Consider the following 14,225-nt stretch of genomic DNA (forward strand, 5'->3'; position numbering starts at 1 on the left):
TTATGTTGCTGGCAAGTTTTTTTGGTGTGGCCATGGGCCTGGTCCTCGGATTGACCGGCGCCGGTGGCGGCATTCTTGCGGTTCCGGCCCTGGTGCTGGGGTTGGGTTTGACCATGACACAAGCGGCCCCCGTTGCATTGTTTGCGGTGGGCAGCGCAGCGGCGGTCGGCGCCGTCGATGGGTTGCGCCATGGCCTGGTGCGTTATCGCGCAGCGTTGTTGATCGCCTTGCTGGGGGCGATTTTTTCCCCGGTCGGCATCTACTTTGCCCATCAACTGCCGGAAAAAATCCTGATGATTCTGTTCAGCCTGCTGATGGTCATGGTGGCCTGGCGGATGCTGCGCCGCGAGCGCCATGAAGAAGGGCCGAGCGATCACGGCCACGCCAACTGGGGCCAGAAAAACTGCATGCTCGATCAACAGACCGGGCGCTTTTCCTGGACCGCCAAATGCACCGCAACCCTGGCTGCACTCGGCGCGGTGACCGGCGTGGTCTCGGGGTTGCTCGGGGTCGGCGGCGGGTTTCTGATCGTCCCGGCGTTCAAACAACTGACCGATGTGCAGATGCGCGGGATCGTCGCGACGTCCTTGATGGTCATCAGCCTGATTTCTGCCATCGGCGTGATCGGTGCATTTCATGCCGGGGTGCGGATCGATGGTCTGGGGGTGGCGTTCATTGTTGCGAGCGTCATCGGCATGATCGTTGGCCGACAGTTGTGCGCCCGAGTACCGGCCCGGGCCTTGCAGATCGGCTTCGCCAGCCTCTGCGTGGTGGTCGCGGCCTACATGCTGTTCAAGGCCGGCATCTAGGCGTCTTACACCTTAAGTTCCGGGCCCTCGTCGTGGCCCGGTCTTACACCCAACTTGCTGCACTCCACCGGCCACGCCAAAGCACTTCAAAATCACCCCCAAGGCAGCGTATGACGCCGCCGGTCCGCTTTCGATAATCGCCTCCGACATCCAGTCCCCCGCTGCGGAGCGCGTCATGCACAACAATAAGAATTTCAAGCACCGTTACTTGCCAGCCTTCATCGCCAGCCTGTCGGCCCTGGGTTTGAGCTCAATGGCCGAAGCCGAAATCATGCTGTACGACAAGGACCAGACCACGTTTTCCACCGATGGCTACATCAACGCCTTCTATGTGAACAGCGACGTCGACCGTGCCGGCGAGCAGTTCGACCGTCGACAGGCGCGGGTGAAAATGGGCTTTTTGCCCAACTACCTAGGCTTCAACATGGGCAAGCAGGTCGATGACCTCAAGCTCGGCGCCCGGGCGTCGTTCTGGGTGACCATCAACGACAGCGAAACCAACGGCACCGACACCGCCATCGACGTGCGGCAGTTCTATGGCACAGTGGCCAACCCGGAATGGGGCGAAGTGCTGATCGGCAAGGACTTCGGCCTGTTTGCCCGTTCCAACATTCTGCTCGATGAGTTGCTGGCCGGTTACGGCCAGGTCAGCGACACGCTCGGGTTGGTGGATGGCGGCGGGGTGTCGTTCGGCAACATCGGCAGCGGCTATCCGTACCCGTTCCCGACATCGCAGATCACTTACCGCACCCCGGTGATGGACGGCCTGCGAGTCGCGGTCGGGATCATGGACCCGGTGGACACCAACGACAGCAGCGCGACCGGCAAGGCCTATCAGGAAAACCCGCGCACCGAGAGCGAGATCACTTACCAGTTCGACCTCGCCGGGGCGAAGATTTACAGCTGGGTGAACGGCAGCTACCAGACTTCGGACAACACCGATTCCACGGTGCAGTCCGTGACCTCCAAAGGTTTGGGCTATGGCGTGCAGGCGAAAATGGGCGGTTTGTCGCTGACCGGTTCGGGCTTTCAGGCCAAGGGTATCAACCCGTTCTTCACCAACAACGCTGGCGAACCGACGTTGCGTAATGTCGACAGCGACGGCTACCTGTTACAGGGCTCGTACAAGCTGGGCAAAAACCGCCTGGCCTTGTCCTACGGCAAGACCAAGGACGACGGCAACGGCGTGGTGGGCAGCGGCGCGGACTATGAGACTCGCGGCATTGCGCTGTTCCATGACGTCAACGACAACCTGAAACTGGTGGCCGAGTACAACCAGTTCGAAATCAATGGCCACCAAACCAGCGCGCAAAACGAAGACACCGACACCTTCGCGGTGGGGGCGGTGTTGACCTGGTAACCCCCAATCCCTTGTAGGAGCCGGCTTGCTGGCGATGACGGACTGTCAGTCACCATCATTGTTGCCTGACCCACCGCTATCGCCAGCAAGCTGGCTCCTACAGGTTTTGTGTCATGGCAGAAAGCGGCGCGCCGGGCGCGGATTTGTAGGAGCCGGCTTGCCGGCGATGACGGACTGTCAGTCACCATCATTGTTGCCTGACCCACCGCTATCGCCAGCAAGCCGGCTCCTACAGGTTTTGTGTTATGGCAGAAAACGGCGCGCCGGGCACGGAATTGTAGGAGCCGGCTTGCCGGCGATAGCGGCGCATCAGTCACCATCATTGTTGCCTGACTCACCGCCATCGCCAGCAAGCCGGCTCCTACAGGTTTTGTGTCATGGCAGAAAATGGCGCGCCGGGCGCGGATTTGTAGTAGCCGGCTTGCCGGCGATGACGGACTGTCAGTCACCATCATTGTTGCCTGACCCACCGCTATCGCCAGCAAGCCGGCTCCTACAGGTTTTGTGGTGTTTGCTGGGACTCTCATCCCATCGAAGCGCCTGACCGCTACCCAAGTAGCATACGTCGCCGACCGCTGCCTTCGTACACTCCAACCTCACACATGCGCACCTGCGGGAGGCGACGATGCAGCAGGTTCAGAGCGACGGGGTCGTCAGTGCGATGTCCCAGGCGACCGATGCCCAGCAGGTGGCTCAGGAGCTGGCGCGGCAGTTGCTGCATCCGCATTTGGGCTTTGTGCTGTTTTTCTGCTCCGCCGAGTACGACTTGCAGGCGCTGGGCCAGGCCTTGCAGCAGAGCTTCGGCGGGATCCGTCTGGTCGGTTGCACAAGCGCCGGGGAAATCACCCCGCTGGGTTACGGGCGCAACTGTGTGACGGCGGTGGGTTTCGACCATCGGCATTTTTCCATCGATGCCGAATTGATCGACGAGATGGAGCGCTTCAGCCTGATCGACGCCCAGCAAATGGTCGAGCGTCTGGTCAGTGGTTGTCGCAGCAACACCCTGGCGCCGATCAAGGGCAACAGCTTTGCGCTGACCTTGCTCGATGGTTTGTCCAGCCGTGAAGAAATGGTGCTCGCGGCGTTGAGCGCGGCGCTGGGCGACATTCCGCATTTCGGTGGCTCGGCCGGCGACGACAATTACCTGACCCACACCCACGTTTACTTCGGCGGCGAGTTCCACAGCGGCGCGGCGGTGGTGGTGCTGGTCAACACCTGGCTCGACTTCGAAGTCTTCACCACCCACCACATCCTGCCGAGAGCGGAAAAACTGGTGGTCACTGGCGCCGACAGTGCCTCGCGCCGGGTCTTCGAACTGAATGCCGAACCGGCCGCCGAGGAGTACGCCCGGCACATCGGCGTGCCCGTGGCTGAACTCGATCATCGGATCTTCGCCGCCCACCCGCTGGCGGTGCGGATCAACGATCAGTATTACGTGCGGGCCATCCAGCAGGTGCACCCGGACTTGAGCCTGAGTTTCTACTGCGCCGTGGAAAACGGCATCGTCCTCACCGTCATGACCCCAGGGCCGATGCTGCCCAATCTGCAAACCCTGTTCGACGGTTTGCAGGAACGCCTCGGTGACCTGTTGTTGACCATCGGCTGCGACTGTTTTCTCAGGCGCCTGGAACTGGAAGACGGCGGCAATCTGGAGCAGATCGGCAGGTTTTTGCGCGACCAGCGGGTGATGGGTTTCAACACCTACGGAGAACAGTTCAATGGCATGCACATCAACCAGACCTTCACCGGGGTTGCCATTGCCCGAGGCCGCTCCCCTGGACATCGCTGAGCTTGCGGCTCAAGTCGCCAGCCTGCGGCACGAAAACCACAAATTGCAGCGCATCAATGCTGCGCTGATCGAACGGATCGAGTCCGGCATCACCCGCGGCAACGACCCGTACGCGGCGTTCCAGCATTCGGTGGTGCTGGCCGAACAGGTACGTGAGCGCACCGATGCCTTGAACCAGGCCATGGCTGAACTGAAGTCAGGCAATCACTTGCTCAGTGAAGCGCGTCTGCGAGCGGAAACCGCGCATCAACACTTGATCGATGCCATCGAGAGCATTTCCGACGCCTTTGTATTGTTCGACGCAGAGCAGCGGATCGTGCTGTTCAACAGCCGCTTCAAGGCGTTCTGGGGTAACAGCCGGGTGCGGATCAACGCCGGCATGCGCCTGGCCGAGGTCAAGCGGTTGATGCTGTCCACCGGGCTGTTCACCGAAGAACCGCGCGGGCAGGCCGACGAGAACCTGCTGTTCCGCTTGCAGGACGGTCGTTGGCTGCAAGTCAGCGAACGGCCGACCCAGGAAGGCGGGCGGGTGATCCTGTTCACCGACATCACCGACGTCAAACTCAGTGAAACCGTGCGCCGCGAGCAGGCCGTGGCGCAGAAATCGCATTTGTTGCAACGGGCCGTGGACAACCTGTCCCAAGGCGTAGCGATGGTCAACGCCGAGGGCATTCTGGAGTTGTGGAACCGACGCTTCCTTGAACTCAGCGGCCTGGCGCCGGTGGCGGCGCATCGACCGTTCGCCGAAGTGATCGCCGACAGCGAGTTGAACCTGCTGACCCCGGCCAGCCGCGACGGCAACGGGCGCCCGGTGCAGGAATGCGAGCAGCGACTTTACGATGGCCGGGTCCTGGAAATCCGCACGCATCCGCTGCCCACCGGCGGCTTCGTCAACACCTTTACCGACATCACCGAACGCTACCAGCACGCCGAAGCGCTGAGCGAAAGCGAGCGCTGGATTCGCCTGATCACCGACCACGTACCGGCGCTGATCGCCTACCTCAATGCCGACCTTGTCTACGAGTTCACCAACAAGGTCTACGAAGAATGGTACTGCTGGCCGCGTGGCGTGATGCTCGGGCAGAGCCTGCGCGAAGTGCACAGCGAGCAGCATTACCAGCGCCTGGAAGCTTATGTGGCGCGGGCATTGGCCGGTGAGAGCGTGACGTTCGAATTCGCCGAAACCAACATCAACAACCAGGAGCGCTACATGCTGCGCTCCTACGTGCCCAATCGGCTGGTAACCGGCGAAGTGGTGGGGATTTTCGTGTTGATCCGCGACATCACCGAGCGCCGCCGCACGGCCGAGGCGTTGCACCAGGCCTATCAGAACCTTGAACTGCGGGTGCGCGAACGTACGGCGGAACTGACGACCCTCAATGACCAGTTGCTGCGCGAGATCGACGAACGTCGGCGGGTTGAATCACGCCTGCGCGAGGCCAAGCTCGAAGCCGAGCAGGCCAACCTGTCGAAGACCAAGTTTCTTGCCGCCGTCAGCCATGACTTGCTGCAACCGCTGAACGCCGCGCGCCTGTTCACCAGCGCCTTGCTCGAACGCCGGGAGCCGCTGGCCAACGAGATTCTGGTGCGCAACGTCAGCAATTCCCTGGAGGACGTGGAGAATCTGCTCGGTACGCTGGTCGACATTTCCAAACTCGATGCCGGGGTGATCAAGGCCGACATTGCGCCGTTCGCCTTGAGCGAGTTGCTGGAAAACCTCGCCGCCGAGTACACCCAGGTCGCGCGTAGCGAAGGGCTTGAGCTGCATTTCATCGGGTGTTCGGCGCTGGTGCGCAGCGACATTCAATTGCTTGCGCGGATCCTGCGCAACCTGTTGAGCAACGCTATTCGCTACACCTACAGCGGCCGCGTGGTGCTCGGTTGCCGGCGGCATCATCAGCGACTGTCGATCGAGGTCTGGGACAGCGGCATGGGCATCGCCGAAAACCGTCTGGAAGAGATTTTCCAGGAGTTCAAACGCGGTGATGTGCAACGTCCGGATCAGGATCGCGGGTTGGGGCTGGGGTTGGCAATCGTCGAGAAAATTGCCGGGATTCTCGGGCACCGCATTCACGTGCGTTCGTGGCCGGGCAAGGGCTCGGTGTTTTCCGTCGAGGTGCCGTTGAGCGCGACGGCACCCAAGGCACTGCCGAGCCTGTTGATGAGCGAGCCGATGCTCGAACGTCTGCGCGGTGCACGGGTATGGGTGCTGGATAACGATGCGGCGATTTGCGCCGGCATGCGCACCTTGCTCGAAGGGTGGGGTTGTCTGGTGGTGACGGCGCTGTCGGAGCAGGATTTGGCGCGGCAAGTGGACAATTATCACGCCGAGGCGGATTTGCTGATTGCCGATTACCACCTGGATGACGATCAGAACGGCGTGGATGCCGTGGCGCGGATCAACGCCCGGCGCGGCTCAGCCATTCCGGCGATGATGATCACCGCCAATTACAGCAATGAACTCAAATTGCAGATTCGAGAGCTGGGGCACACCTTGATGCATAAGCCGGTGCGGCCGATGAAGCTGAAGACGGCGATGAGTCATTTGCTCGGCCGGCCTTGAGATATTTGTTGATGTTGAGGGCCTCATCGCCAGCCCTGAAGTTTGTGCGGGTGCTGATGGCCTCATCGCCGGCAAGCCGGCTCCTACAGGGGATTGCGTTGTTCCTGTAGGAGCCAGCTTGCTGGCGATTTGCTCGGCAGGCCCTGAAATTTGTGCGGGGGCTGATGGCCTCATCGCCGGCAAGCCGGCTCCTACAGGGGGTTGCGTTGTTCCTGTAGGAGCCAGCTTGCTGGCGATGGGCGCGACGCGGTTTAACGTCGTAGATAAGAGCCGAAATCAATATCCCCGGCACTCAGGATCGCCTGCACCCGATTGTGCACATTGAGTTTGCGCAAAATCGCCGAAACATGGGCCTTGACCGTGGTTTCAGCGATTTCCAGGGTGTAGGCGATCTGTTTGTTCGACTCGCCTTTGGTCATGCGCTCCAGCACCAGCAACTGTTTGCGGGTCAGGGCCTGGAGCAGTTCCGGCGGGAAGCTCGGGGTGTCGTTCATCCGGCGGTGGGTGCCACTTTTCTGCGTGCGGATGATGTCCGGCGGCAGGTAGACGTTGCCATTGAGAATCTGCTGGATCGCGTCGGTCATCTGCACCCGTGGCGAGGACTTGGTGATGAAACCCACCGCGCCATAGGTGATGGCTTGCAGCACGATCTGCTTGTCCTGTTCCGCCGAGACGATCACCACTGGAATGGTCGGTGCCTCGTTGCGCAGATTGATCAGGCCATTGAGGCCGTGCATGCCGGGCATGTTCAGGTCGAGCAGGATCAGGTCCAGGTCGTCGTGGTCCTGAGTCAGCGCCAGGGCGCTGTCGAGGTCGGCGGTTTCCATGACCTCGCTGCCCGGGAATCCATCGCTGATGACGTTATGAATGGCTTCGCGAAACAGCGGGTGATCGTCGGCAATCAGAATTTTGTACATAGCCTTTCACCTCATTATTTTGATTATGGTGTGGCAACAACACGCACGCGTAAAGGTCAGGGAAAAGGTTCGGGCAGGGCGGGTGTCACGGGCAGGTTCGCCGCTTGCCAGGCATCCAGGCCATCGCGATACCAATACAGAGTCTTATAGCCCATGGCGGCGGCGCGTTTGACCGCATTCCAGCTCAACCAGCAATCGGACCGGCAGTAAAAGACCAGCGGTTGCCGGGGATCGCCGGCGGTGAATTTTTGCAGATTGCGCGAGAAGTAATCCTGCCAGTCGGGCGTCAGGTCGCCGTCGCCGGTGTTGGCCAGCCAGTGGCTGCCGGGCAGGTTTTCGTGGGGTTGGTCTTCGATGAAACGCCCTTGCAGCCATTGGCGGCGGTAGACATCGATCAACACTGGGCGAGGCGTCTGGGTGAGCAGGGTTTGCAGGGCGGCGGTGTCGATGATGGCGGCACCTTCGGCCTGATTCGGCGTGGGGCTGCGGTACAGGCCGATGCGATAGCCATCAGCAGAGAACAGCGGTGTTTCGGCGTGTGCGACGCCCAGCAACAGGCTCAGCGATAACACAGCGAGGGAAGGGCGCAGCAGAACACGTCGGGCACGCGGCATGGGTTCAGTCCTTATAGTTATGAGCCCATTACATGCCAGTCGCGGTGCGTTGGGAATGCGACGATAGACAGGAAAACCAGTACTAAAGTAGTAATTTTGCCATGTTTGATGGAGATCCAATTGTGGGAGCGAGCCTGCTCGCGATGAAGCCATCACATCCGGCATTGATGTCGGCTGACACTCCGCCATCGCGAGCAGGCTCGCTCCCACAGGGGGATTTGGGTGGTTAGTTGGATTTGCGCAGAGCGGCGTGCTGGGGGTTGAAGGTGAGGACTGCCAGTAGCGAAAACAGCAGCGTCAGGCCGATGCATACCGCCAATGCCAACGGGTTGAAGCGCTCATACAAGGCAAACCGCACCAGTTCCACTGCATGCGTAAACGGATTCACGGCGCACAACCAATACAACCACTCGCTCGACTCGCGCATCTTCCACAGCGGGTACAGCGCCGACGACAGGAAAAACAGCGGGAAGATCACGAAATTCATCACCCCGGCGAAGTTCTCCAACTGGCGGATCGCGTTTGACAGCAACAACCCCAACGCACTGAGCATCAACGCCACCAGCAGCAACGCCGGCAAGGCGATCAACAGGCCCATGGCCGGCGGCTGCACGCCGTACACCCAGGCAATCGCCAGGAAGGCGTACACCTGCAACAGCGAAATCAGCGACGTGGCCAACAGTTTGCTGCACAGCAGAAACGTGCGGGGCAGGGGGCTGGTCAGCAGTACGCGCATGCTGCCCATCTCCCGGTCGTAGACCATCGACAGCGAACCTTGCATGCCGTTGAACAACAGGATCATGCAGGCCAGCCCCGGAATGATGTAGACCTCATACGGAATGTAGGTGTCGTAGGGCTCGATGATCGCGATGCCAAGTGCCGCGCGAAAGCCGGCGGCGAACACCAGCAGCCACAGCAGCGGGCGCACCAGTGCACTGAGAAACCGCGTGCGCTGCAACACGAAACGCAGCCATTCACGCAGCACGATGCCGCTGAAACATTGCCAATACGCGTTCATCGCACGGCTCCCGATGTCGTCAGGCGAGCGAAGGCCGAACCGAGGTCGCCGCCGTGTTCCAGGCTCAACGCATCGGCCTGGCCACTGGCGACCAAACGACCCTGATGGAGAATCAGCAAGTCATCGCTCGGCTGCACCTCGTCCAGCAAGTGCGTGGTCCAGAGCACGCTGAGGCGGTGCTCTCGGCATAGGCTGCGGATGTGTTGATTGAGCGCCAGGCGACTGGCCGGATCGAGGCCGACACTGGCCTCATCGAGCAGCAACAGGCGTGGCTCATGCAGCAGCGCGCGAGCGATTTCCACCCGGCGACGATGACCGCCATTCAGCTCGCGTACCCGCTCGCGACGGCGTTCGGTCAACGACTGACGGGCCAGTTCGGCATCGACCCGAATTGCGGTTTCACGCCGCGACATTCCGTGCAGCGCGGCGTGATAACGCAGGTTCTGCTCGACGCTGAGGTCAAGGTCCAGCGTACTTTGCTGAAACACCACACCCAATTGCTTGAGCGCCGGGCGCGGCGCATCCCGCAACGAACAAGCACCGACACGGATATCACCGCGTTGCACATCGTACAGCCGCGTCAGCAAGGCAATCAGCGTTGATTTGCCGGCGCCGTTCGGCCCCAGCAGCGCCGCAAAACGACCGGGCGCCAGGCTGAAACTCACTTGGCGCAACGCCTCCCGCGCGCCGTAGGCGAAACTCAGGTCGCTGACTTCCAGTGCGTTCATGGCGTCACCACCACGCCCCATGGATAGCGCCCGACCTTTACCGATTTGCTCACTTTGAGGCTGTCGACATCAATCACCGACACATCGCCGCTGACGCCATTGGTGGCCAGCAATTGCTTCTGATCCGGGGTGAATGCCATCTGCCACACGCGCCGGCCGACCAGCAGGTAATCGAGGATTTCGAAGGTTCTAGCATCGATCACCGCGACGTGGTTGGCCGGGCCCAGCGCGACGAAACCGTACTTGCCGTCGGCGCTGAGTTTGATGCCCACCGGTTGCACCTTGTCCGGGTGCACGCCCTTGATCTGGAAGGTCAGGGTCTTGAGGACCTGCCGGGTGGCGGTGTCAAGAATGGTCACGGTGCCGCCGATTTCCGCCGAGGCCCACAACTGTTTGCCATCGGGCGCGAACTCGACAAAACGCGGGCGCTGATCCACCAGCGTGCTGTCGGCCAGGGTCTGGGTGCCGGTGTCGATCCAGTGCAGCATGTTGGTGGTTTCGCTGGTGTTCACCGCCCATTTGCCGTCCGGGCTGACGGCCATGCCTTCGGGCTCGACGCCGACGTTGATCTGACTCAGCACCTTGGAGGTTTCGGTGTCGATCACCGTCACCAGCGCATCGTCCTCGTTGGAAACGTAGAGCCAGCGATTGTTCGGGTGCAGGGCGAATTGCTCGGGGTCCTTGCCCGAAGGCAGCTCCTTGATGATCTTGCGCGTGGCCACGTCCATCACCTGCACCCGGTCCGAATCGCTGGCGCAGATGTACAGCAGCTTGTTGTCGTGGGACAGCAACAGACCGCGCGGGCGCTGGCCGACGGGCAGGGTGTCGGTGACTTGCAGGGTCTGCATGTCGATCAGGCTGAGGCTGTTGTCTTTTTCGTTGGAGACCCAGGCGGTGCTGGCCGCGGCGTGCCCGGCAGCGAGCAACAGGGCGCATGAAAGCAGGGTGCGGCGCATGGCGGATTCCTTATTGTTGTTGTGGAAGATCAGGGAAAGCGGCAGCTGACCTCGGGTTTGTCGTAACCGAGGCTGTCCATTTCGTTGAAGGGGTGCAGAAAGCCGTCCTGTGGCGAGGTGCTGACCAGCGCCCGCGGCTGCACGATGGGAATCGGCTGGCGCAACTGGCCGTTCCAAGGGCGATAACTGAGCTTGCGACCCTTGAAGCCATCGAGCGGCAATTGGTCGCTGACTTCCAGGTTGCGGATCGCCATCGGATCGGTCTGACGCAGTTTGCTCACCGCGCTGGCGATGCTGCGCACGGCTATCCACGCGGCAAAGTCGCGGTCGTTCATCCAGCGCCCGGCCATAGCTTCGAAGCGTTTCTGCAATTGCGCTGCGCCGTAAGTTTCCACGGTCTTGTGCCAGCCCACCGGGGTCAGGCCTTGAGTGCCGGCCACCGGGCGCGGATACCAAGTCTGGTAGGGCACGTATTCGCCGAAGTCACCGCGTTCATCGGCCACCAGTACCACGTCGTACTCGGCGGTCTGGGTGAACAGCGGCATGTCGGCCTGGGCGCTGCGGCGTTGATCGTTATCGAAACTCCAGGCTTTTTCCGCCACCAGTTGCACGCCGAAGCGTTTCGCCGCGCGGCGCAGGGCGGCGGCATAGGCTTGATCGTCGACGGTCGGGCCGACAATCAGCAGCGCCCGTTGCCATTTGCGCACCACCAGAAACTGCGCCAAGGCATCAGCGAGCATCGCCCGGCTTGGCAGCGTGTGCAGCACGTTTGGCAGGCAATCGGTGGTGCGCAGGCTGTCATCCGGGCTGCCGGCGTTGATCAGCAAACTGTCGGGCAGGGCGGCGCTGAGTTGCCGCAGGCTGGCCACCGGTGCGTTCACCACAAACAGGCGCAGGCCTTGCGCGTGTTGCGCCTTGGCCGCATCGAGCAAGGCCTGCGGGTTGTCGACGTTGGCGTTGGCCAGGCTGTAACTGTGATTGAGAAAGCGCCCGGTGCTGTTGCTGTCGGTGATCGCCAGTTCGGCGCCACGCAGGCCGGCATCGACGGGCTCGGGAATGATGTTCGACAGCAAGGGCCCCGGGTCGGGGCGATAACCCAGGTAACCGATCTGCACTTGCAGCGGTGCATCGGCCGCCTGACTTTGCGTCGCCAGCCCGGCGGCGCAGGCAATCGCCAACAGGTAGATCAGGGCGTAAGGGGCAAGCTGGCGCATAGGGCACTCCATCACGGGTAGCGCCAGCATAGGAAGCCTGAGGACGGGATGAAATATGCAGAAAGTACCAGTGAGGCAGTACCAAGGTAGTAACTCGCCGAGGGCGGCGCGGTTTTAGCATGGGCAACAACGGCCATCACTCTGAAGGAGATCGACCATGCGTATTCTCAAGGCGCTGCTCCTGCCGTTGCTGCTGATCCTGAGCCTGATCGGCGTCGACAAACTCCACGGCCCGCGCCCTGCGTCGCTGCTGGTGATGCCTGCGACACCGGGGCGCTAGGCGTGTCGGCCCTATGGCGGATCAACCTCTGGGTCTGCGGATTTTTCGCGCTGGTCACTTTGGCGTGCATGGGCTTGCTGATGCACCAGGCGCTGGCGGATGTGGAGCGAGAGCTGCAATCCGCCGAGGCGGTGGTCGAGTACTTGAGCGAAACCGCCGCGCGCGATCCCGCCAGCCTGCAACCACGGCTGACGCAAAGTCTGCGTCACGTGCGGGTGCGCTGGCTCGAACCGGGCGAAGCGGCACAACCGCCAATGCAGGACGGGCTCGACGCCTGGCTCGGGCGATTGCTGTTTGCCGAGGCCCGGTACAGCGCGCGGGAGCTGGATCTGCAGGATGGCCGGCGTGTGCTGATTGCGGTCGACCCACGGGATGAAATCGATGAAGTCTGGGATTCCCTCCAGCAATTACTGAGCCTGTGTGGCCTGGCGTTGTTGTTGAGTCTGTTGACCATTCGCTGGGCCGTGCGCCGGGGCATGGGCCTGCTCGATGAGTTGCTGCGCGCATTGCGGCAGGTTTCCGGAGGCCAGCTCAAGGTGCGACTGCGCGCGCAAGGGCTGCCGGAAGCGCGGCAACTGGCGGTGCACTTCAATCGCATGACCGAAGCACTGGAACAGGCGCGCGCCGACAACACGCAACTGACCCAGACCTTGCTGGCGGTGCAGGAACAGGAACGCACTCATCTGGCGCAGACCCTGCACGACGACCTCGGTCAATACCTGGCGGGGATTCGCGCGCAGGCCTGTCTGTTGCGCCTGGTCGCCGATCAGCCGGACACCGTGGAGCGCACGGTGCGTGAGCTGGAACACAACTGCGAGCACCTGCAACAAGGTTTCAGAGCGCTGGTGCACGACCTCTATCCGGTGGTGTTGCAACACCTGCCGCTGGCCGAGGCTTTCGCGTTGCTGGTGGAGCAGTGGCAAGGCCGACAGGGTGTCGATTGTCAGTTGCGCGTCAGCGCTTCGTTGCCGCCATTGTCTGCGCCGGCCAAAACCCATCTCTACCGCCTGTTGCAGGAAGCCTTGACCAACGTCGCTCGCCACGCCGATGCAAGCCAGGTGCGGGTTCGCCTGCAACACTGCGGCGGCCACTTGCGCTTATTGATTCGTGACAACGGATGCGGCGCCCGCCAGCCACAGCGGCCGGGTGTCGGTTTGTATTCGATGTTCGAGCGCGCCCGCAGTCTGGGCGGTGAGTTACGCATCATCAGCCACCCCGGCGCCGGTTGGGCGCTGGCCTTGAGCATGCCTTTGGAGGCGTCATGAATATTCTGCTGGTGGATGACCATGCGGTGGTCCGACAGGGCTACGCGAGTTTATTGCGCGCGTTGCTGCCGGCGATGGAAGTGCGTGAAGCAGCGACGGGTGAAGAAGCGCTGATCAGGGTTCAGGAGACCGTGCCGAATCTGGTGATCATGGATTTCGGCCTGCCGGGGATCAGCGGGCTGGAAACCACGCGCCGGTTGCGACAGCGTCTGCCGCAACTGCGCGTGCTGTTTTTCAGCATGCACGATGAGCTGCCGCTGGTGCGCCAGGCACTGGAGGCGGGCGCTTCGGGTTACCTGACCAAAAGCTCGGCGCCCGAAGTGCTGATCGAGGCGGTGCGGCGGATTCTCGCGGGCCACGCCTATATCGAACAGCCCCTGGCCACTCAACTGGCGTGTCACCCGCAACAGGACGCCAGCGACCCGCGTTTGCAGAGCATGACCCAGCGCGAACTGGAGATTTTCGTGATGCTCGCCAAAGGCACCCCGGCCCGTGTGATTGCCGAACAGCTGAGCATCAGCAGCAAGACCGTCTCCAATCACCTGACGTTGCTCAAGAGCAAATTGCAGGTGAGCTCCCATGCCGAGCTGGTGCACCTGGGGATTGATATGGGCTTGGTGCGAAAGGCGGGATAATCGAATTCACACATTCCCCTGTAGGAGCCGGCTTGCTGGCGATAGCGGTGGATCAGTCGACATCAATGGTGCCTGAC

General features: G+C 61.8%; 13 protein-coding genes. 7 read left to right on the forward strand and 6 right to left on the reverse strand.

The window, feature by feature from the left end:
• The first annotated feature begins 2 nt into the window (after positions 1-2).
• From KGB27_RS19965 to nahK, 4 genes are all read left to right on the forward strand, one after another.
• Positions 3-809 (forward strand): sulfite exporter TauE/SafE family protein, encoded by an 807-nt coding sequence (locus KGB27_RS19965; RefSeq protein WP_008034065.1) that lies wholly within the window; start codon positions 3-5, stop codon positions 807-809.
• Positions 810-984: 175 nt separating this feature from the next.
• On the forward strand, positions 985-2,169 hold the full coding sequence (locus KGB27_RS19970; protein ID WP_008040029.1) for a porin: 1,185 nt from the start codon (positions 985-987) through the stop codon (positions 2,167-2,169).
• Between the two features lie 625 nt (positions 2,170-2,794).
• A complete protein-coding gene (gene nosP, locus KGB27_RS19975) occupies positions 2,795-3,958 on the forward strand; it encodes a nitric oxide-sensing protein NosP (RefSeq protein WP_008024902.1) in 1,164 nt (387 codons plus the stop codon).
• The gene (nahK, locus tag KGB27_RS19980; RefSeq protein ID WP_162130703.1) at positions 3,888-6,521 is read left to right on the forward strand and encodes a hybrid sensor histidine kinase/response regulator NahK/ErcS'; all 2,634 of its coding nucleotides are present in this window, start codon (positions 3,888-3,890) and stop codon (positions 6,519-6,521) included. Before nosP ends, nahK begins: the two co-directional genes overlap by 71 nt.
• A 251-nt stretch (positions 6,522-6,772) precedes the next feature.
• Here the strand turns inward: nahK and KGB27_RS19985 are convergent, their stop codons facing one another.
• The 6 genes from KGB27_RS19985 to KGB27_RS20010 form a co-directional block, all read right to left on the reverse strand.
• On the reverse strand, positions 6,773-7,438 hold the full coding sequence (locus tag KGB27_RS19985; RefSeq protein ID WP_008024898.1) for a response regulator transcription factor: 666 nt from the start codon (positions 7,436-7,438) through the stop codon (positions 6,773-6,775).
• Positions 7,439-7,494: 56 nt separating this feature from the next.
• Complete coding sequence (locus tag KGB27_RS19990) at positions 7,495-8,052, reverse strand: PQQ-dependent catabolism-associated CXXCW motif protein (RefSeq protein WP_223555971.1); 558 nt, start codon at positions 8,050-8,052, stop codon at positions 7,495-7,497.
• Positions 8,053-8,278: 226 nt separating this feature from the next.
• A complete protein-coding gene (locus tag KGB27_RS19995) occupies positions 8,279-9,070 on the reverse strand; it encodes an ABC transporter permease (RefSeq protein ID WP_223555974.1) in 792 nt (263 codons plus the stop codon).
• Positions 9,067-9,798 carry an ABC transporter ATP-binding protein gene (locus KGB27_RS20000; protein WP_207285633.1) on the reverse strand — a complete coding sequence of 244 codons (732 nt, stop codon included), beginning with the start codon at positions 9,796-9,798 and terminating at the stop codon, positions 9,067-9,069. Before KGB27_RS20000 ends, KGB27_RS19995 begins: the two co-directional genes overlap by 4 nt.
• On the reverse strand, positions 9,795-10,754 hold the full coding sequence (locus KGB27_RS20005; RefSeq protein ID WP_223555976.1) for a YVTN family beta-propeller repeat protein: 960 nt from the start codon (positions 10,752-10,754) through the stop codon (positions 9,795-9,797). The genes KGB27_RS20000 and KGB27_RS20005 overlap by 4 nt, the downstream gene beginning before the upstream one ends.
• Before the next feature lie 29 nt (positions 10,755-10,783).
• Entirely contained in the window at positions 10,784-11,968 is a 1,185-nt protein-coding gene (locus tag KGB27_RS20010) for an ABC transporter substrate-binding protein (RefSeq protein WP_008036728.1), read from the reverse strand.
• Positions 11,969-12,125: 157 nt separating this feature from the next.
• On the opposite strand from KGB27_RS20010, the gene KGB27_RS31400 reads away from it, so the two are divergent.
• From KGB27_RS31400 to KGB27_RS20020, 3 genes are read left to right on the forward strand one after another with little or no spacing between them, the layout of a single operon-like run.
• Positions 12,126-12,248: a hypothetical protein gene (locus tag KGB27_RS31400; protein WP_008024888.1), complete on the forward strand. Its 123-nt coding sequence runs from the start codon at positions 12,126-12,128 to the stop codon at positions 12,246-12,248.
• 2 nt (positions 12,249-12,250) lie between these two features.
• A complete protein-coding gene (locus tag KGB27_RS20015) occupies positions 12,251-13,513 on the forward strand; it encodes a histidine kinase (RefSeq protein ID WP_223450524.1) in 1,263 nt (420 codons plus the stop codon).
• The gene (locus tag KGB27_RS20020; protein WP_223555980.1) at positions 13,510-14,148 is read left to right on the forward strand and encodes a response regulator transcription factor; all 639 of its coding nucleotides are present in this window, start codon (positions 13,510-13,512) and stop codon (positions 14,146-14,148) included. Before KGB27_RS20015 ends, KGB27_RS20020 begins: the two co-directional genes overlap by 4 nt.
• Positions 14,149-14,225 lie beyond the last annotated feature (77 nt).

Origin of the sequence: Pseudomonas sp. BF-R-01 (genome assembly GCF_019946615.1) — a bacterium.
Classification (GTDB): Bacteria; Pseudomonadota; Gammaproteobacteria; order Pseudomonadales; family Pseudomonadaceae; genus Aquipseudomonas; species Aquipseudomonas migulae.

Bases quoted from the DNA above. Each gene is read 5' to 3' on its own strand.
- KGB27_RS19965 (WP_008034065.1), top strand. From the start codon at position 3: ATGTTGCTGGCAAGTTTTTTTGGTGTGGCCATGGGCCTGGTCCTCGGA.
- KGB27_RS19970 (WP_008040029.1), top strand. From the start codon at position 985: ATGCACAACAATAAGAATTTCAAGCACCGTTACTTGCCAGCCTTCATC.
- nosP (WP_008024902.1), top strand. From the start codon at position 2,795: ATGCAGCAGGTTCAGAGCGACGGGGTCGTCAGTGCGATGTCCCAGGCG.
- nahK (WP_162130703.1), top strand. From the start codon at position 3,888: ATGGCATGCACATCAACCAGACCTTCACCGGGGTTGCCATTGCCCGAG.
- KGB27_RS19985 (WP_008024898.1), bottom strand. From the start codon at position 7,438: ATGTACAAAATTCTGATTGCCGACGATCACCCGCTGTTTCGCGAAGCC.
- KGB27_RS19990 (WP_223555971.1), bottom strand. From the start codon at position 8,052: ATGCCGCGTGCCCGACGTGTTCTGCTGCGCCCTTCCCTCGCTGTGTTA.
- KGB27_RS19995 (WP_223555974.1), bottom strand. From the start codon at position 9,070: ATGAACGCGTATTGGCAATGTTTCAGCGGCATCGTGCTGCGTGAATGG.
- KGB27_RS20000 (WP_207285633.1), bottom strand. From the start codon at position 9,798: ATGAACGCACTGGAAGTCAGCGACCTGAGTTTCGCCTACGGCGCGCGG.
- KGB27_RS20005 (WP_223555976.1), bottom strand. From the start codon at position 10,754: ATGCGCCGCACCCTGCTTTCATGCGCCCTGTTGCTCGCTGCCGGGCAC.
- KGB27_RS20010 (WP_008036728.1), bottom strand. From the start codon at position 11,968: ATGCGCCAGCTTGCCCCTTACGCCCTGATCTACCTGTTGGCGATTGCC.
- KGB27_RS31400 (WP_008024888.1), top strand. From the start codon at position 12,126: ATGCGTATTCTCAAGGCGCTGCTCCTGCCGTTGCTGCTGATCCTGAGC.
- KGB27_RS20020 (WP_223555980.1), top strand. From the start codon at position 13,510: ATGAATATTCTGCTGGTGGATGACCATGCGGTGGTCCGACAGGGCTAC.